Origin of the sequence: Clostridioides sp. ZZV15-6388 (assembly GCF_020657755.1) — a bacterium.
In the GTDB taxonomy this organism is placed as follows: domain Bacteria; phylum Bacillota; class Clostridia; order Peptostreptococcales; family Peptostreptococcaceae; genus Clostridioides.
This window is the reverse complement of the sequence record NZ_JAGWCU010000008.1, coordinates 1-16,969: the sequence shown is the minus strand read 5'-3', so window position 1 is coordinate 16,969 and position 16,969 is coordinate 1. Positions and strand designations below refer to the sequence as shown.

Below are 16,969 nucleotides of genomic sequence, written 5' to 3'. Positions count from 1 at the left end.
AAATTTTCCTCTCTTTTTATAATTAAAATAAAAAAAGCAGTAAGTATTGTACTTTGATACAACCCCCTCGCTCTTACGCTTTAAATAATTTATATTGTTTTAATACTTAATAATAAATGACAATATAAAAAGGGCTATATACAAACATCGTATATAACCCTCAAAATAAACACTCTTATTCAATATTAGACAGCTTAAATAAGTATAGATAACTATACTAAAAATTTGTCCACTCAATGATTAATTAGCATCATATTTTTGATTAAGCTCCACACAATGTTTTATAATATTTAACTGTGTAGAGCTATAATCAATACAAATTTTACCAAAAATTATATAAAACATTGTTTTCACCCTCTCAAAATAAAATTGATAACATATTATAAATTTTAATAATGTTATTAGTTTATTCTAAATCTTTAATATTCTATTATCAATACTATCATTATTTATTAAAACAAACTCAACTTATAAAGTCCATTTAATTTATCTAATATTTTTTAAAGATATAATTTATATATTAAATTACCTTTGACTATACTAAAATCACGACTTTATAGTATAATTAATCCTGTTATAATTTTTTACAAAGAAACAGCACACTTCATTCTGAAATATAGAAAAATATTAATAACCATACTTATCAATGCCTTCTATATTTTAGATTTTTATCAAATACACTCCTAAAATATACAATATATATATGTATTGGATAGTATAAATAAAACAAATATTTCATACTCTTACCTTTTTCTCCATTATAAAGTAACATAAAAGGAAGGGAAGCAATCATCATCCATTGGTAATTTTCTAGAAGAGATTTCTTCAAGCTATAATCTCCTCCTGCCATAGCTACAAATATAAATATACACATCAAGACATAACAAATAATTAAACTAAACTTCTTTCCTCTACATAAATAAAAAATAATCCCCAGTACAATTAAAATTGGTCCTCCTTCTACTAAAAATGGTACTGGTACGAAAAACATAATAAACATAAGTACTTTATTCGCTGAGCCAAAAAGTAAAGTTAATATAACAATTCCTAAAATTATAGGAACACTTATCATCAATAGCCCTCTCACAAGATACTTTTTTTCTTTTTCTTCTCTAAATTTTTTTATAAATTCTATAGCCTCTAAATAAATTACTATCAAAAATAATGTTGCAAAAATATTATTCATAATTATTGAACCTTCTGGATTTGGGAAAGTAGTATTAATTATTTGATTTCCTATTGCCATAATGATAGACCCTACATATAATCTAGCAATATACTTCTTTCTATTGCTTGTATGGCAAAACCCTTCTACTACCATAAACATAAACAATGGTGCTGATATTCTACCTAACCAATGAAACCAAACTGGTATATGCATTGTTTGTGGCATAAAAGCTGCGATATGGTCAAATGTCATAAATGTCAGTGCTAATATTTTAATAGTAAACCCATTGAAACCTTTTTTAAGAAAATCCATACCATACCTCCTACTTCTGATTTATTTTTATGACGACCTCTGTTCCTATTCCTATTTCACTACTTACATAAATACTACCTTTATGAATCTCTATTATCTCTTTAGAAATAGCCATTCCAAGACCAGAGCCTTTATGTAATTCACCTGTATTAGTACCTCTATAATATTTTTCAAAAATATGCTTTAAATCATTTTTACTTATTCCAACTCCGCTATCCTTTATTATAATTTCTATAGTATCTTTTTTTACTATTTCTATTTTTATCAGAGTTTCTTCTTTATTATGCACTATTGAATTAAATATAAGATTTGTTATAGCTCTTCTAAATAAAATTGAATCTACATATACTTCAATTAAATCTTCATAACTTACAAACTCAATATTCCTATTTTTATATCTATTGTCATTTAAAATATCTATTATTATATTCCTAACCAAACTAACTAAATTTATTTTTTTCTTATTCAAAACTAAGCTGTTATTTTTTAATCGAGTTGATAAATTTAAATCATCAACCAAATTTTTTATATACTTGGACTTATTATATATAATTTCTGTATATTCTCGTAATTCCTCTTCCACAAATTCATAATCTTTATCATTGATTATCTCTGCATATCCTTGTATAGAAGCCAGTGGAGTATTTATATCATGTGTTATATTAGCTAACCATTCCTCTCGCATCTCTTCATTTTCTTTTCTCTCTGCTTCGTTTATCCTCAATGTATCAGCCAACATATTGATATTTTCAAAAACGTCTTCATATATTCCTCTGTCTTTAAGATATAGACTATAATTTCCGTTAGCCATAGTTTCAATGCTCCATATTACATTCGATATTGGCTTTGTAAGTTTTATACTAAATAAGTATCCTATGCTTAAAGCTACAATCCCATCAATTACCAATGTTAAAGTAATAATTTTATTTAAGATTGCTTTAGCATTATCTTGAGAATAAGTTAAAATTATTCTCGATATATCTCTACTAGGCATACCTATTATTATATTTAGATGTTTGTTGTCTAAATATTTTTCTAAAACAAAATTAGTATACTCTGTTTCTATATATTTGTAGTTATTAACCATTTGAAAAGGAGTATATTTTTTTGGAGTATTTGTTGGCACATTTACTCCATACAATTCTTCTCCTAAATCATTTAAAACTTGTACCCAAGAATGTGATTTTTTTAATTTATCAATGCCAGCTTTTGATAGCTTGAACTCTCCATTTTTTTCATATAACTCTTTTTTAAAAGAACGAGCAAACTCTTCAGGACTGTTTTTAGAACCTACAACATTTAAAAAATTATTAGTCGAAATTACATATAAAATAGACACAATATTTATAATGACCACTGATATAACTACAAATACGATTGTAAGCATAAAGTTTCTAGTAATCTTCCATTTCATATTCTAATCTTCCTTTACTGCTAATTTATATCCAAGTCCTTTTATTGTAAGTATATATTCCGGCTTTGAAGGATTATCTTCTAATTTTTCTCTAATCTTTCTAATATGAACCATTATAGTATTGTCAAATCCAATATAATCTTCACCCCATACTTTATCCCATAATTTTTCTTTACTTATAATTTGATTTTGATTGTGTGCAAATAGAGATAATATTTTTAATTCTTTTGCAGATAATGCAATGGACTTACTATCTTTTATGAGTTCTGCTCTACTTTCATTTAATTTATATGGACCAAATGATATAATCTTTTCTTTATTATCCGAGTTTATACTTTCATTTTGCTCTTCATTAAAATAGTTTAGTCTTCTTAGATGAGCTTTTGCTCTAAAAGCGACTTCTTTAGGACTAAAAGGCTTTGTAACATAATCATCTCCTCCAATTGCTAGACCAAGTAATTTATCTAACTCTTCCGTCTTAGCTGATAAAAATATGATTGGCACATTAGAGGTTTTTCTTATTTCTTTGCAAATATCATACCCTTCACCATCTGGCAACATAATATCCAAAATGATTAAGTCGGGATTAGATTTTTTAAATATTTCCAATCCTTCTTTTCTTGTTTTTGCAGTGTACACATTGTTAAGACCTTCTTTTTTAAATACAGTTTCTAAAAGCTTTAAAATTTCTACTTCATCATCTATTACTAAAATGCTATTTTCCATAAATAACCTCCTATGATAATTTATCTATATATTAACATATATCTTTTCTAAAATTCATTTATATTATTTTAAATCAAATCAATATATAAACAAAATCATTGTTCTTTTTTATTCTTAATTAAAATCTTTTACTTGATGTAAAATTTTTATATGTTATTTTAGTTAATATTATTATCAATATGACTGAGATTAATATAGATAAACCTATTAAAGTATTTGGTGCATTATACTTAATAATTTGTTGACTCATCATAATCCAGTTTGGAGTAATAGAAACAAATTTTATAGCATTGTCTGGTATAAAACCTGTAATAAAATATGGAATAGCCATAATTAAGCCTCCTAATATGAAAGGTATTACAGCTGATTTAAATATTGAAGAAAGTGCTAGTCCTATTTGTGCAAATATAAAAGAACCAAAAATAACTGATACTATAACAATCAAGTACATTTGTATTACTGTAAGATTTAAATTGCTATTACTAAAATACCATAAGCTTTTAATTGGTTCATTCAAATTTTTAAATCCAAAAAAACTAAATCCTCTGATACCAACCAATAACACAAAAGAAATATTAATCATGGACAAAGCCAATCCATTAGCTATTATTTTTGATACTACTACTGATTTTTTCCCATTTTTAGTTGTATTTATTAGACCTGTCATATTAGAATCATATTCTTTTGTATAGTTTCCAGAGGTTATTATAAATATTATCAACCCTATTAAAGGTATAGAACCCTCTATCTTATAGAATATATCTGCATATGTGTCAAAAACATTAAATTTTCTAATCAATACAAACCCAAATAACAGTAAAAATATCCAAAGTATCCAAACACTCTTTGATTTTAAGACTTTTATTATTTCTGCTTTAACTAAATTTATCATATTTGTTATATCTCCTTTGCATCTTCTAAATCAAAATAAAGCATATATACATCCTCAAATTTTGCTTGAACTAGTTGTGCATTAGGTTCATTTGGAGTATTTTCTGACACAACTCTAAGTACTATTGAGTTAACATCACTTTGAATACTTATAACTTTATATTTGGATTGAATCTCCTCAATATCACACTCATTTTCAACTTGAATATTATAAACTTTATTTTGCATATGATTTAATATTTCTTTATGTGTTCCTTTCATAAGAAGTTTACCATTTTTAATCATTATTGTTTCTTTGGCAACTGATTCTATATCTGAAATTATATGAGTAGACAGAATTATTATCTTATCTCTTGATATTTTTGCTATTAGATTTCTAAACCTTGCTCTTTCTTGTGGGTCAAGGCCTGCTGTTGGTTCATCAAGTACTATTATTTTAGGATTATTTAATAAAACTTGTGCTATTCCAACTCTTCTTTTCATACCTCCAGAGAATTTTCCTATAGCCTTATTTCTGACCTCATAAAGACCTACTAACTCTAACAATTCATCTATCCTACAATTTAAATTTCTACCTTTTAGACCTTTCAATGCCCCTATATATTGTAAAAATTGTCTAGCTGTAAAGTTTTTATATACTCCAAATTCTTGTGGTAAATATCCCAAAATATTTCTATAATCATCATCCATATTAAATATATCCTTACCATTGTAAAATATTTGGCCACTCTCAGGTCTTATTAGTGTGGTTATTTGTTTCATTAGAGTGGATTTTCCTGCTCCATTTGGTCCTAAAAGACCATAAACTCCATTTTCTAATGTAATTGTAATTTTATCATTTGTTACTTTTTTTCCATATATCTTTGAAATATTTTTAACTTCTAATTTATTCATTTTAATTCCCCTTTTATCTATTTATATACTTTGACTTTATTACTGAAAAACACAAGGTCATTACACCTACAAATATTACTCCTAAAAATCCTATTGATAGATTGACAATATCTACATTCATTTTAAATATTCTAATATTACCTAAATAATTTCCTATTATTTTATTAAAACCAAATATTAAATCATAGTAATTTACTGTTGAAATAATTGAAAGCAATCCTTTAGGCAATATGTGAACTACTGATATCACTTTAGCTACAGCTATACTTAAAATAAGAAAACCTACTGATGATATTGAAGATTTACTAATAAAAGAACCTAACATAGCTATCATTGCCCATCCTTCAAACATTAAAATATCTATAGCTATATTTGATATTGCATAATTGCTTATATTTGAATTTGATTTCAATGTAGCTATATTATCTACTATCCTAAACGATTCTAAGTCGCCGTTAATTGGTAATCCTTGTTGTATACAGGTTATAATAAATACACATGCTAAATAAACAGCATAAACTACTAATGGTATAAATATAGCAATAACTATTTTAGATTTTAATGCCTTTTTCTTCTCTTTTGATGATAGTATAATATCTTTTACCGAAGAAATTACTTCATCCGTATAAAGATTTGATACAATTATGATTATGATAATCAACATACCTATATTTATAAGTGAATTTGTAGCTCTATAATTAAATACCTTCCAAAAACCAACATTTTTATATTCATTGACATTTAGATTATCGAGTTTTTCTTTTGACATCGATTTAATCTTTTTAGAAAATTCATCACTATTCGTTTGATTTGAAAGTTGTTTTAAAATATTAAGTTTTTTTTGAAATTTATCATTAGCTATATCTATTCCATTCCTTGTATCTTCTATACGACCTTTTCTCTCATCAATATAATAATCTTCTGTTTCTAAAACAGGTTTAACAAATATACTGATTAATAATATGAATATTAATATCCCTAAAGATATCAACAGGCTCTTAGATTTAATCAATTTCTTTATTTCCCAACTTATCAATATACATTTCCTCCTAAGTTTTTTTAATTGCTTTTTATCTATATACATAATAAAACTTAAATCTTATATCAATATAATTCTAACCTTAAATAAAACTTAAATTATTTAAATTATGTGTTTAGTTTTATTTGCTACTTATTTTTATTGTAATTTTTTAGTTTACATTTTTTATAATAAACTTGCTATACTTTTATTAATAAGATTAAATCTAAAATAAGTTGGTGATTGTATGAAAAGTATAAATATTTATACCAAATTAAAAATAATCTTCTTAATATCTATGGCTATGTTTGTTATTGGAGCAGCATTTATCTTTTTTATAGAAAATTATATAATATCAATTATTTTTGTACTTGTTGGTATTTTTATTGATTGGAAATTTTATCGTTGCCCAAATTGTAATCATTATTTAAATTCAAGAATGGAACTTGTAAAGGATATCACTTATTGCCCATATTGCGGAAAAATTATCAAATAGTGATTTAAATTGCATTTTATATTTAATAAAGAAATTTTATTATTTATAATCAGGATATTACATATAAATAATTAAGGTTTAACCGAATTTAATTTCATTTGTTTTATTTATTTTTATAAAAGAATATATATATGCTATAGGTATACTCTTATCTTTTTTGTTGTATCTTAAAATTTTTTAGCATAATAAAAAAGATATAAAGAACTATCTACAAGTTCTTTATATCTTTTAAATATCTATAAGTAAAGCAATTAATTTTTACATCCTCTTTAAAATATCTCTTTTAAAGTTCTTACTAACAGTAACAGTAAATTTTATTTTTTATCTTATTGTTGATTTTAATATTCCAACATCTCACTTTATTTATTCTTACATTCATTTTAATAATATATCACTGAATACTTTTTTATGTTTATTCTCTACTTTAAATTTAATTAATTCGAATATATAAGCCTTTAAGTCAATGCACCCATGTAAACCTTATCAGTTTATTGTTGTAGTTTATTCTTCAAAAAATAAATATAATTTTATAATATTTTTTAATCTAAAACAAGCATGTTGAATAATAAATCATATTCTAGTATTATTAACTTGTAGAATAAAAACTAAATTGGTAAAACTAGAAAAATTTAGTAATAAAAGTTATAGTGATAAGTACTAAAAAATTCTTTGTAAGTTATGTTAGCAAGTTAGCACATATATAGTTTTTTTATTTTTACTAAAGTTTTTAGGGGGATGGATAATATGTTTATTGGAGAAATAGACAGATGTACACATATATTAACTGCTTATATCAGTAGTTCATATGATTATTGTAATTTTATAGATACACAATTAGATGATTTTATATCAGAATATGGAGAAACTGTAGTTGAATCTTGTTTATATCAAGTTTTATTGTTGGTAAGTAGATATAATTAAAATTAAGTTTCATTTTCTAGAAAAACCTTTTTAGATTTTCTACCTTAAATAACTATATAGTTTTTTTATACTTTGTAAGTAACTATAACTTCTTTTAAAGTAAAGATGTATTGGGAGTACATCTTTACTTTTTCATTATATAATTTAAAAGTGTATACTATAAAACAAAACAACTAATACAAATTACACCTTTTATATTCTCTTGAAACACATGAATCATTCTATACACAGATTCTACAATCTCATCAAATATGAATCTATTTACTACTCCAAATTTTATCTATCTATAACGCAAATCATATTTATAAAATATCCCCCTATTGTACTTAAATCATATATAAAGTAACATCAATATTTAGAATATTCAATATCAATTGCGTAACTGGTCAATAAAAACGTATAACTAGACAAAATTCTTATATTTTCTTTATGTTTATTTATTGTTTTTTCGAATACGTCTATTTACAATCTATCTGAAACAATTTCTTTATTTGTATTTTATTTTATTAAACTAGTAATGGTGACAAAAATAATTTGCCATCTAATTTTTCATAGAATAATAAAACTCTTAAATCTATTTGTAGGATTAATAATAAGCAGAAATGTTAATTAAAAAATATAATTGAGTAGACATTCCTATTAATCTATGATATAATAGTATCTATGGTAATACATAATTAAATCAAGTATATCTTGATACAGGTTAATAGGAGTATTTATAATGAATAATGGAATAGTGAAATGGTTTAATAATGAAAAAGGATTTGGTTTTATATCAATGGAAAGTGGAGATGATGTATTTGCTCATTTCTCAGCTATACAAACTTCAGGATTTAAATCATTAGAAGAAGGTCAAAAAGTAAGCTTTGATATAGTTAAAGGTGCTAGAGGTCCTCAAGCAGAAAATATAACTATATTATAATATATAGATTTTTCGGGAAAGACTCTTTTTAGGGTCTTTTTTTATTGATAATTTATAGAATACAATTATTGATGAAATAAATAGTACTGTTTGTAGAAATGAAAAAATCACTTTCTATAAAAGAGAATACTATTCATAATTAACTTTGTTATATATCATATTCTAATATATGTTATAATAATTTTATTTTTATATCTCCATCTTACTAATATTTGGAATTGTTAAGACTTCTAAAATATTAGAGATAAAGAAATCAATTTAATCCTTTATCTCTAATATTTATTATTTTATTAGAATTGATGTTTATATTCTGTAAACTCGTAAACATCCATTAGTGCTTCACCAAATCTTTGGTAATGTACTACTTCTCTTTCTCCTAAAAATCTTAATATATCTTTCAAATCAACGTCATCAGTTAAATTTATCAACTGATAATAAGTTGCTAATGCTTTTTGTTCAGCGGCCATATCCTCATGTAAGTCAGTTACAGCATCACCAAATACATTAATATAACTTGTAGTAAAGTTTACTCCATTGGAATCTACTGGTTGAAGACCATGTCCAAAAGTAGCATAATTAGCTCCAAGTCCAGCAGCTTTAAGTTCTTCTGGAGTGCAGTCACTCATTAACTGATATAGTATTGAAGATATTATTTCAACATGAGCCATTTCTTCTGTACCTATATCAGTTAAAAGCGCACGAGATTTTACAGTTGGCATAGTGTATCTTTGCTGAATATATCTAGTTGCAGCTGCCAGCTCACCATTAGGACCTCCCAACTGAGTCATTATATACTTTGCCATTCTAGGGTCTGCTTGTCTTATGTTAACTGGATGTTCCAGTGTTTTTTGATAAATCCACATATTATTTTACTCCTCCTTAATATATATTTAATAGTAAATCTAATTTTAATACTGTATAATTTTATTTATAAAATGACTTATCCCATGGCCAAGGTTCTGATATCCATGACCAAGAATATTCACTTGATTCATACCCAAAATTAGTTAGTGCCCCATACTTAGACTCATAATCACACACAGCTTGTGTAAATTTATTGCAGTATCTATTGTATAAATCAAGAGCTTTCTTATCTCTCGGATTGTTATCTAAATATAAATTTAATTCTATACAAGCAAATTGATATTCTGAAATTCTCTCTAAAAGCTCTTTTCTATTTAATGTCATTAACACATGCTACCCCCTTTTTTAGCTCTAACTCTATTTTTAGGATTTGCATATAGCCAATCATTATAGTTATTTGACTCTATCAAATCCAACTCAGGAAACAAAGTACCTCTTCTTAATGCTTTTTGGGGATTGTATGTGTCATTATAAATTTGACGATTAATGTATGGTCTAGCAAATTCACAATAATAATCTTGTTTATCATCTTTTAAATATTCCATTAATTGTCCTCCTTAATTTTTTGAATTTTAAAATAGAATGATTTTTAATAATATAATCTCTATTTAGTATATAATATTTATTTTTTAGAAAAAATGTGACTAAATTCCACATAAAAATGCAATAACAGACTTTTTTCTTTAAATTAATATTAATGTCAATTTATATAATTATATATTTCATGTGCAATTTTAATAATTATTATAAAAACAAATACATCACTTTCATAGAGATTGTTGACAAACCCTAGAATAATAGCTGATACTTGATACGATTATATATATTTTTTTATCTAATTTATATTAAAAAATAGCACTAATGAAGATTTTACTTAATGATTTTCAAAGTATTAATCACAGGAGACTATATACTTGTAAATTAACTTTAGTATTTCTAATTTATAAAATAAAAGCCCAGTAAAATCTTTACTAGGCCTTTGTTTTATAAATTGAGTTTATTATTTTCACGCCATTTACACATTTCCTCTAAAATAGGCATTAATGACAATCCTCTTTTTGAAAGTGAATATTCAACTTTAGGAGGAATTTGAGGGTATTCTTTATGTATGATAATACCATCTCGTTCCAATTCTTTTAATTGATTATTTAGAATCTTATCGGTTATTGAACCAATACACCTTTTAAGCTCTCCATAGCGTAATACATCATACTCTACTAGCCAAAATATTATAATCATTTTCCACTTCCCTCCAATAATTGAAAGAGTATATCCAAATGGTGTAGAAGTTATATTAGTCTACTATCCTAAACGTTAGTACCTTACTTAAAAGTAAGTACTTGTTTAAATATAAAATAGTACATATACTTATATAAATAAAAGTTAAAAAATATGAGGAGATGACTTTCATGAAAAAATGTAAAATAGAAGTGATAAAAACAACATTCCACAAAGACTTAGCAGATGAGTATGGATGTAAAGGTATTGGGAAATGTCCTATGCATGAAGTAGGGGAAGTATTTTTTGGAGATTTTGCTAAACCTGAAAAATTATGTGATGAAGCATGGAAAGCAATGTATCAATATGTATTTGCTTTATCTCATGGTAGTGAAAAATTTTACTATGAAGATTGGATAGATAAAGAAGGAGTGGCTATATGCTCCTGCAATGATGGAATTCGTCCTGTCATTTTTAAAATTGAGAGAACTGATGAAGAATCTAAAATGGAATATAAACCTATAAGATAGATAATATTTACAATATTGTATGTTTTAATGCATTACATAGAACACTCACAATTATTTACTTAATCAATAAATTCCTTATAACCTTAATGCCTTAATGCTACAATAAATGAAAAACAAATATTTCAGCAGACAGTAGAATGGTTCTCTGTAAAATTTACTACTGCTTCTATTATTATTATAGAACCCTATCCAAGCAGACCATAATACATTGTTACTATTTTGGGTTGAATATATAATCAATACTCTCTTTAGATAACAGCTCCGTTTTATGTTAATTGATGACATTTTTTTCTTTAATGTCAATTATATGTCTGGTCTTAAATACTACTAAATAACTGTATTTCACTACTATTTACTATTATTTAATAGTATTTATAACTCAGATTTGATATAATACATGTATCAAATATATTTCTATAAATGTTTATTTTTCAACGTTTTAAACTTATCTTTTTTTGTTTTGTCAGTTAAATGTCAGTAAAATATTTTATCCACAAATTTTGAATAAGTTTTCCACAACTTATCCCCAATTTTATCCACAAGAAAAAAGGTAGCGCTTATATTAGTAGCTACCTTTTACTCTGTTAATCTTCGTCTTGCCAAGTTTTTATCCAATCCCCTATTTCCATTATTTTTTCTTCGGTTATTTCCTCTTTGTCATGTAGTTTTGAAATTAACTCTGACAGGGGATTGTTATGTAAACCTCCAAAGATTCTTTTTCCTTCTAGTTTTAGATATTCTTTTTCTTTTACTAATACTGTGTAGTGTACATGTTTTCCAATTCTCTGAGATATTAAAAAACCTTTTTTAGTTAATCTTGCTAAAAGTGTAATTGTAGTTGTATGTTTCCAACCATATTTTTCCTCCATTTCATCTGCAACATCTTTCGATATTACAGTTTTGTATCCCGAATTCCAAATATTTTTCATCAATTTTAATTCCGCATCTGGTAATTTTTTATTCAACATAATATATTCCTTCTTTCTATATAAACAGAGTTATCTTTTTACTATATTTTGCATATTTTTTATAAATCTTTTTAATTTTTCTTCTATCACATTATTTCTTTTGTGTATTGTTGTAAATATTTTTATAAAAAAGTTATCGTATTTACTTGTATCTCTTTCTTCTTTTCTAGCATTTAAATACTCTTTTTTAGTTACTAACACTTCATAGTTCGATTGAAAACTTACTACTTTCTTTTTTAATGTTTTCATCTTTACTAATCTTTTCAGAAGAATTTCTGTAGTACTTTTCCTCCACTTATATCTTTGCTTCATCGCTTCTATTATTTCTTTTTTAGATAGAATAGACTTTTTCCTCCACATATATTCCATCAACATCAATTCCCCTCTGCGCAGTTTGTCTGTTACCTCTTGTTGCTCCATTTATGTCACTTCCTTGAATTAATTTTAATTTAAATTAATAATAGAACCTTCTAATTGCAATTAATACAGGTAAGTTTTACCAAACATTCTACACATTTAGTCTATTTTTATATATAAAAAACATTATTCATTCCTATAAATTTATTTAATTTTCAAACAATCTTGTTGAATAATAACTAATTCTATTGTATTATTTTAGTTGTAGAATAAAACTAAATTGGCAAAACTAGAGAAATTTAGTGACGCAAAGCTATAGGGACTAACGCTTATAAAATAAACTATGAGTTATGTCAGCCAGTTGCCAAAAAGATATTGTTCTTTTTGTTTTTATGAAAGTTTTTTAGGGGGATAATAATATATATGTTTAGAGATAAAATAGATAGATGTACACATATGTTGACTGCTTATATTGGTAGTTCATATGATTATTGTGATTTTATAGATACACAGCTAGATGATTTTATATTAGAGTACGGAAAAAATGTAGTAGAGCCTTGTTTGCACCAAGTTATGGTATTGGTAAGTAAGTATAATTAAATAAAATTTATTTTCTAGAAGAACCCTTTTTAGTTTTATCTACATTTAAATAGTATTGATAATTATATTGATATGACTGTAGTTTTCTTTATTTTGACACAGCACTTATATCTTTTCTAACAAGAAATATCATTTTAAATCATTTACAAGAATTATAAAATAATAGTATTCTTATCATTGAAAGTGATTTTTTTGTCTATATATGGTAAAATGTAGAAAATAGAAATCAATAAAACAAAAAAATTTACATATTATTTATTTTATACGGAGGTGAAATAAATGAAAAATAAAAAAGGGTTTACTTTAGTGGAATTATTAGTAGTAATTGCTATAATAGGAATATTGGCGATAGTAGCACTTCCAGCATTATTTAAAAATATAGAAAAAGCAAAGATAGCTAAACTTGAATCTGATATAAGTGCAATAAAAAGTGCGTCCCTTAGCTACTATGCTGATGAATCAAAATTCACTGATGGAAACAGCATATCATGGTCCAAAAAAGATGGAAAAATAATTATAAATGGAGGTCTTAAAGATGACCCATTAACAGATAAGATAGAGGGTCTAGGAATGCCTTACAATGGTTCGTACGTTTTATCATCTTCTGGTGGTCATGAAAGACACTTAGAATTACTTATAGTTCCAGATGGAGAAATAAGCAAAAGTGGTACAGATAAATTAGAAGACGATTATGGAAATTCAATAAAAATATACAGCAATCAAGGCAGAGTAACTATTAAAATAACTTTCTTAAATGGTGATAAATCAAATACTTAATGACATTGATTTGATAATTACAGATGAAAAAACAAGGTTATTTGAAGAAATGAAAAAAGCACTCCCGCTCATGAGAATGCTTAGTTACAGATATAGAAGTGTATTGGTAGTACACTTCTATTTTTTATTATATCATATGATTTATGCTACGAAAAAGAGCTATTTAAATCAATTTTAAGGTATATTGAGTAACATTCTTGATAGTTTATATGCTAATGAATTTCAAAAAAATAAGCACTCTTATAAAAAGAGTACTTTTGGTATATATCCAAAAACCTATCTAAACATGATTATAACATGTCTTATGTTTTAGTATGATAATTTTCGTTCGTTTTATTATTACAACTTATGCTATAGTTTTATATATTTCTTTTAAATATAAAAAACTGTATAAGTAGCAACTTTCTTCTACAAATACAGTTTTTTATTCGTAAACATTCTACCACGGACAACCTGCTAAAAATTCATGTATTTCAGTTCTAAGCTTCAAGCCAGAATTTAAATCTGGATGTGGTGAATAGTTAATACCTTTACCATCTGTATGAATACCAGTAACTACAATCTGGTTATTTGCATCTCTAACAAATATAGGTGAACCTGATTGTCCGGGTTCAATATCATTGGTATAATAATATCTATTTCCTGGTTCATCATATAAAGTTCCTCCTCCCAAGTGTTGTACATTGACATGTGTATTAGGATTTGGAAATCCACATACATATGGAGAAAGTTTGGCGTAAGTAGAAAGTTCACTCGGTTTAGCTAATTTCAAAGGAGCTAATCTAGTACCACTTACATAAATCTCTCCTTCCAATCTTAGAACTGCATAATCATATTTTTTACTCAAGTGTCTCTGATAATATTTAGGAATATATGCATTATATATAGGTGAACTTGTTACTCTATAACTATTTGTATTAGGAATAGTTAGGAAAAAATAGGCAGTTGCCCATTCTATTTCTTTATCACCTTTTTCACCAATTACCGCATGTGCAACAGTTAATAATTTTCCTGGCGCTGCATAAAATCCAGTTGCATAAACAGGTTCTGGAACATCTTTGTATTTAATCATAATAAGTCCTATTTGCTGTATAAAGTTTTTAAGTCTTGTTCTATCATCACCATTAATTAGTGAGTAATGATCTGGCGGACAATCAGATTTAGTGCTAATTCCCCCATTAATAAGTTTATTCTGTTGCAAAAGCATTTTGTCAAGATAATTTCGCATCTCTGTAAAATTCTGACGCCCCTTCAAAACAAACTTAACAGGTTCATTATCGTCTTCATCAGCATATGTTACATTAATATTTAGTGTGAATAACATAGCCAAAACTAACATGAATGAAAAAAATTTTTTCCCTCGTTTCATTTTTCTTCTCTCCCCCTAAAAATATAATAGTTAATCAAAATATATATATAAATAATATATGAGTAATATATAAAGTATATATAAAGTTGATTCTACTTGAATAGTATCATCATTTTTCACAAAAATCAACATTTTCTAATAATAATTCGCTTAAAGCTCAAAAGTGAGTAAAATTATTTAAAATACTATACATTTACTAAGTTTACTCAAATTTACTCAACTCCTAAATTCTATCTATTAATAAAATCTAATGCTTTGTAAAGTGTGTCAAATCTATCATTTCCCTTTATCATTGTATATTTTTCTTTAGTTATAGAACCTATCTTCTCACACGCTCCACCACCAACAGCATATAAATTTTCTGTCTGACCTGGAACATAATCTTTTATATCACATATCAATATTTTTCCATCATTATAACCCCAGCCAACAACAGTTGCAGGGATTTTGTCAACTTCTCCCTCAAAAACTATTGTATGTTTGTACATCTGTTTAACTCCCTCGTTATCTATTTTTTTATTTAATACACCTTCAGCAATCAATTTAGCCATACCTTCATATCCAAGTTTCTTAGCCTTCTCATAATCATCTTTATTATCACAGAAAAAACTTTCAATTAGTATTGCAGTAGGTTTAGAACTATTTAAAATATATAAACTTTTATCTAATTTAGCACCTCTATTACCTACTTCTTTATCTCCTTTTTTTCTTATGAAAGGTTTAGACAGTTTATCTACCACCCTCTGCGCATATTCCTTCCCTTTTTCACTATAGTAAAATAATTCTGTTCCAAAAGCTCCTACACCACTTGAATTTAAATGCAACTCTATAAGTAAGTCATATCCTCCACTATTAACTCTAGGTATTTTATAAGTCTTTTCCTCGTCCTTAGTTTTGAACTGCTTTTCTGGGCATATTATTACATCTGCCTTATGACCTTCTTTTTTAAATCTATCTGCTAACACTGGGGCAAGAGATTTATTGTATTGATACTCGTTAACTACTCCATCAGCAGAAGTACATGCTCCGCTTTTTAAAATACTGTGTCCTACTGTTATACATATTTTCATTATTTACTACCTCCTTTAACATTTAATTCATCTGTCATAGTATCTAATAAGTTACCTATTCTATCTTTTAATTTTTTAGGTACTGGTAACCCACACAGATACATATTTTTTAATATACTTACACTTTCATACAAAATGAATAAAATAGAGAAAAATTCAGATATACCTAGATGCTGTAGTCTTAAAAAATCAATCCATTCTTGTGGTAACATAAATAAAAAGTTAAACTTTGTAAGTACGTCAACTACTGCTAAAAAGAATACACATGCTATCATTGCTACTTTTCTGATTCCTCCATTTATCCCAAAAGAACTATTAAATTTATGTGTTTTTATTGCCTGCAAACATCCTAATAGCGTATCAAATGCTATTGCTATGATTACTAATTTTATAAATATATTTGTTGCTAAAAAAGCTATGGTTATGCTCATACTACCTCCTAATTTTTGTATTA

Annotated in this window: 21 protein-coding genes and 1 riboswitch; of the genes, 6 read left to right on the top strand and 15 right to left on the bottom strand. The window is 25.9% G+C overall.

Annotation, left to right across the window (positions count from 1 at the left end; genetic code table 11):
• Positions 1-643 precede the first annotated feature (643 nt).
• The 6 genes from KGF48_RS07040 to KGF48_RS07015 form a co-directional block, all read right to left on the bottom strand.
• Positions 644-1,480: a TraX family protein gene (locus tag KGF48_RS07040; protein WP_227867868.1), complete on the bottom strand. Its 837-nt coding sequence runs from the start codon at positions 1,478-1,480 to the stop codon at positions 644-646.
• Between the two features lie 10 nt (positions 1,481-1,490).
• Positions 1,491-2,894, bottom strand: a complete 1,404-nt coding sequence (locus KGF48_RS07035) for a sensor histidine kinase (protein ID WP_227867867.1) — start codon at positions 2,892-2,894, stop codon at positions 1,491-1,493.
• A gap of 3 nt (positions 2,895-2,897) precedes the next feature.
• Positions 2,898-3,620 carry a response regulator transcription factor gene (locus KGF48_RS07030; protein ID WP_227840986.1) on the bottom strand — a complete coding sequence of 241 codons (723 nt, stop codon included), beginning with the start codon at positions 3,618-3,620 and terminating at the stop codon, positions 2,898-2,900.
• A 118-nt stretch (positions 3,621-3,738) separates the two neighbouring features.
• On the bottom strand, positions 3,739-4,512 hold the full coding sequence (locus tag KGF48_RS07025; protein WP_227840985.1) for an ABC transporter permease: 774 nt from the start codon (positions 4,510-4,512) through the stop codon (positions 3,739-3,741).
• Between the two features lie 5 nt (positions 4,513-4,517).
• Entirely contained in the window at positions 4,518-5,405 is an 888-nt protein-coding gene (locus KGF48_RS07020; RefSeq protein ID WP_227840984.1) for an ABC transporter ATP-binding protein, read from the bottom strand.
• A gap of 13 nt (positions 5,406-5,418) precedes the next feature.
• Complete coding sequence (locus KGF48_RS07015) at positions 5,419-6,441, bottom strand: hypothetical protein (RefSeq protein ID WP_227840983.1); 1,023 nt, start codon at positions 6,439-6,441, stop codon at positions 5,419-5,421.
• A gap of 229 nt (positions 6,442-6,670) precedes the next feature.
• On the opposite strand from KGF48_RS07015, the gene KGF48_RS07010 reads away from it, so the two are divergent.
• From KGF48_RS07010 to KGF48_RS07000, 3 genes are all read left to right on the top strand, one after another.
• The gene (locus KGF48_RS07010; protein ID WP_227840982.1) at positions 6,671-6,919 is read left to right on the top strand and encodes a hypothetical protein; all 249 of its coding nucleotides are present in this window, start codon (positions 6,671-6,673) and stop codon (positions 6,917-6,919) included.
• 744 nt (positions 6,920-7,663) lie between these two features.
• The gene (locus KGF48_RS07005; RefSeq protein ID WP_227433148.1) at positions 7,664-7,840 is read left to right on the top strand and encodes a hypothetical protein; all 177 of its coding nucleotides are present in this window, start codon (positions 7,664-7,666) and stop codon (positions 7,838-7,840) included.
• 721 nt (positions 7,841-8,561) lie between these two features.
• Entirely contained in the window at positions 8,562-8,762 is a 201-nt protein-coding gene (locus tag KGF48_RS07000) for a cold-shock protein (RefSeq protein ID WP_003423148.1), read from the top strand.
• A gap of 290 nt (positions 8,763-9,052) precedes the next feature.
• On the opposite strand, the gene KGF48_RS06995 is transcribed toward KGF48_RS07000, so the two are convergent.
• From KGF48_RS06995 to KGF48_RS06980, 4 genes are all read right to left on the bottom strand, one after another.
• On the bottom strand, positions 9,053-9,625 hold the full coding sequence (locus KGF48_RS06995) for a manganese catalase family protein (RefSeq protein ID WP_227867866.1): 573 nt from the start codon (positions 9,623-9,625) through the stop codon (positions 9,053-9,055).
• 61 nt (positions 9,626-9,686) lie between these two features.
• Positions 9,687-9,950 carry a spore coat protein CotJB gene (locus KGF48_RS06990; protein ID WP_227840992.1) on the bottom strand — a complete coding sequence of 88 codons (264 nt, stop codon included), beginning with the start codon at positions 9,948-9,950 and terminating at the stop codon, positions 9,687-9,689.
• A complete protein-coding gene (locus tag KGF48_RS06985) occupies positions 9,950-10,171 on the bottom strand; it encodes a spore coat associated protein CotJA (protein ID WP_227867865.1) in 222 nt (73 codons plus the stop codon). Before KGF48_RS06985 ends, KGF48_RS06990 begins: the two co-directional genes overlap by 1 nt.
• A 439-nt stretch (positions 10,172-10,610) precedes the next feature.
• The gene (locus KGF48_RS06980; RefSeq protein ID WP_227867891.1) at positions 10,611-10,919 is read right to left on the bottom strand and encodes a winged helix-turn-helix transcriptional regulator; all 309 of its coding nucleotides are present in this window, start codon (positions 10,917-10,919) and stop codon (positions 10,611-10,613) included.
• Positions 10,920-11,035: 116 nt separating this feature from the next.
• Here KGF48_RS06980 and KGF48_RS06975 point away from each other — a divergent pair, with 116 nt between their 5' ends.
• Positions 11,036-11,374: a TIGR04076 family protein gene (locus KGF48_RS06975; RefSeq protein WP_227841501.1), complete on the top strand. Its 339-nt coding sequence runs from the start codon at positions 11,036-11,038 to the stop codon at positions 11,372-11,374.
• A gap of 584 nt (positions 11,375-11,958) precedes the next feature.
• On the opposite strand, the gene KGF48_RS06970 is transcribed toward KGF48_RS06975, so the two are convergent.
• Together KGF48_RS06970 and KGF48_RS06965 are read right to left on the bottom strand one after the other, a co-directional pair.
• Complete coding sequence (locus KGF48_RS06970) at positions 11,959-12,342, bottom strand: BlaI/MecI/CopY family transcriptional regulator (protein ID WP_227867864.1); 384 nt, start codon at positions 12,340-12,342, stop codon at positions 11,959-11,961.
• Positions 12,343-12,372: 30 nt separating this feature from the next.
• On the bottom strand, positions 12,373-12,762 hold the full coding sequence (locus tag KGF48_RS06965) for a BlaI/MecI/CopY family transcriptional regulator (protein WP_227867863.1): 390 nt from the start codon (positions 12,760-12,762) through the stop codon (positions 12,373-12,375).
• Positions 12,763-12,971: 209 nt separating this feature from the next.
• Positions 12,972-13,068: riboswitch (cyclic di-GMP riboswitch) on the top strand.
• A gap of 54 nt (positions 13,069-13,122) precedes the next feature.
• Between KGF48_RS06965 and KGF48_RS06960 the strand changes: the two genes are divergently transcribed.
• Both KGF48_RS06960 and KGF48_RS06955 read left to right on the top strand, forming a co-directional pair.
• Complete coding sequence (locus tag KGF48_RS06960) at positions 13,123-13,299, top strand: hypothetical protein (RefSeq protein WP_227842473.1); 177 nt, start codon at positions 13,123-13,125, stop codon at positions 13,297-13,299.
• Between the two features lie 279 nt (positions 13,300-13,578).
• Positions 13,579-14,076: a prepilin-type N-terminal cleavage/methylation domain-containing protein gene (locus tag KGF48_RS06955; protein ID WP_227867862.1), complete on the top strand. Its 498-nt coding sequence runs from the start codon at positions 13,579-13,581 to the stop codon at positions 14,074-14,076.
• Positions 14,077-14,515: 439 nt separating this feature from the next.
• On the opposite strand, the gene KGF48_RS06950 is transcribed toward KGF48_RS06955, so the two are convergent.
• The 3 genes from KGF48_RS06950 to KGF48_RS06940 form a co-directional block, all read right to left on the bottom strand.
• On the bottom strand, positions 14,516-15,445 hold the full coding sequence (locus KGF48_RS06950; protein WP_227867861.1) for a S1 family peptidase: 930 nt from the start codon (positions 15,443-15,445) through the stop codon (positions 14,516-14,518).
• Positions 15,446-15,675: 230 nt separating this feature from the next.
• Positions 15,676-16,515: an N-acetylmuramoyl-L-alanine amidase gene (locus KGF48_RS06945; RefSeq protein WP_227867860.1), complete on the bottom strand. Its 840-nt coding sequence runs from the start codon at positions 16,513-16,515 to the stop codon at positions 15,676-15,678.
• Positions 16,515-16,967 (bottom strand): phage holin family protein, encoded by a 453-nt coding sequence (locus KGF48_RS06940; RefSeq protein WP_227867859.1) that lies wholly within the window; start codon positions 16,965-16,967, stop codon positions 16,515-16,517. The genes KGF48_RS06945 and KGF48_RS06940 overlap by 1 nt, the downstream gene beginning before the upstream one ends.
• Positions 16,968-16,969 lie beyond the last annotated feature (2 nt).

Bases quoted from the DNA above. Each gene is read 5' to 3' on its own strand.
- KGF48_RS07040 (WP_227867868.1), bottom strand. From the start codon at position 1,480: ATGGATTTTCTTAAAAAAGGTTTCAATGGGTTTACTATTAAAATATTA.
- KGF48_RS07035 (WP_227867867.1), bottom strand. From the start codon at position 2,894: ATGAAATGGAAGATTACTAGAAACTTTATGCTTACAATCGTATTTGTA.
- KGF48_RS07030 (WP_227840986.1), bottom strand. From the start codon at position 3,620: ATGGAAAATAGCATTTTAGTAATAGATGATGAAGTAGAAATTTTAAAG.
- KGF48_RS07025 (WP_227840985.1), bottom strand. From the start codon at position 4,512: ATGATAAATTTAGTTAAAGCAGAAATAATAAAAGTCTTAAAATCAAAG.
- KGF48_RS07020 (WP_227840984.1), bottom strand. From the start codon at position 5,405: ATGAATAAATTAGAAGTTAAAAATATTTCAAAGATATATGGAAAAAAA.
- KGF48_RS07010 (WP_227840982.1), top strand. From the start codon at position 6,671: ATGAAAAGTATAAATATTTATACCAAATTAAAAATAATCTTCTTAATA.
- KGF48_RS07005 (WP_227433148.1), top strand. From the start codon at position 7,664: ATGTTTATTGGAGAAATAGACAGATGTACACATATATTAACTGCTTAT.
- KGF48_RS07000 (WP_003423148.1), top strand. From the start codon at position 8,562: ATGAATAATGGAATAGTGAAATGGTTTAATAATGAAAAAGGATTTGGT.
- KGF48_RS06995 (WP_227867866.1), bottom strand. From the start codon at position 9,625: ATGTGGATTTATCAAAAAACACTGGAACATCCAGTTAACATAAGACAA.
- KGF48_RS06990 (WP_227840992.1), bottom strand. From the start codon at position 9,950: ATGACATTAAATAGAAAAGAGCTTTTAGAGAGAATTTCAGAATATCAA.
- KGF48_RS06985 (WP_227867865.1), bottom strand. From the start codon at position 10,171: ATGGAATATTTAAAAGATGATAAACAAGATTATTATTGTGAATTTGCT.
- KGF48_RS06975 (WP_227841501.1), top strand. From the start codon at position 11,036: ATGAAAAAATGTAAAATAGAAGTGATAAAAACAACATTCCACAAAGAC.
- KGF48_RS06970 (WP_227867864.1), bottom strand. From the start codon at position 12,342: ATGTTGAATAAAAAATTACCAGATGCGGAATTAAAATTGATGAAAAAT.
- KGF48_RS06965 (WP_227867863.1), bottom strand. From the start codon at position 12,762: ATGGAGCAACAAGAGGTAACAGACAAACTGCGCAGAGGGGAATTGATG.
- KGF48_RS06960 (WP_227842473.1), top strand. From the start codon at position 13,123: ATGTTTAGAGATAAAATAGATAGATGTACACATATGTTGACTGCTTAT.
- KGF48_RS06955 (WP_227867862.1), top strand. From the start codon at position 13,579: ATGAAAAATAAAAAAGGGTTTACTTTAGTGGAATTATTAGTAGTAATT.
- KGF48_RS06950 (WP_227867861.1), bottom strand. From the start codon at position 15,445: ATGAAACGAGGGAAAAAATTTTTTTCATTCATGTTAGTTTTGGCTATG.
- KGF48_RS06945 (WP_227867860.1), bottom strand. From the start codon at position 16,515: ATGAAAATATGTATAACAGTAGGACACAGTATTTTAAAAAGCGGAGCA.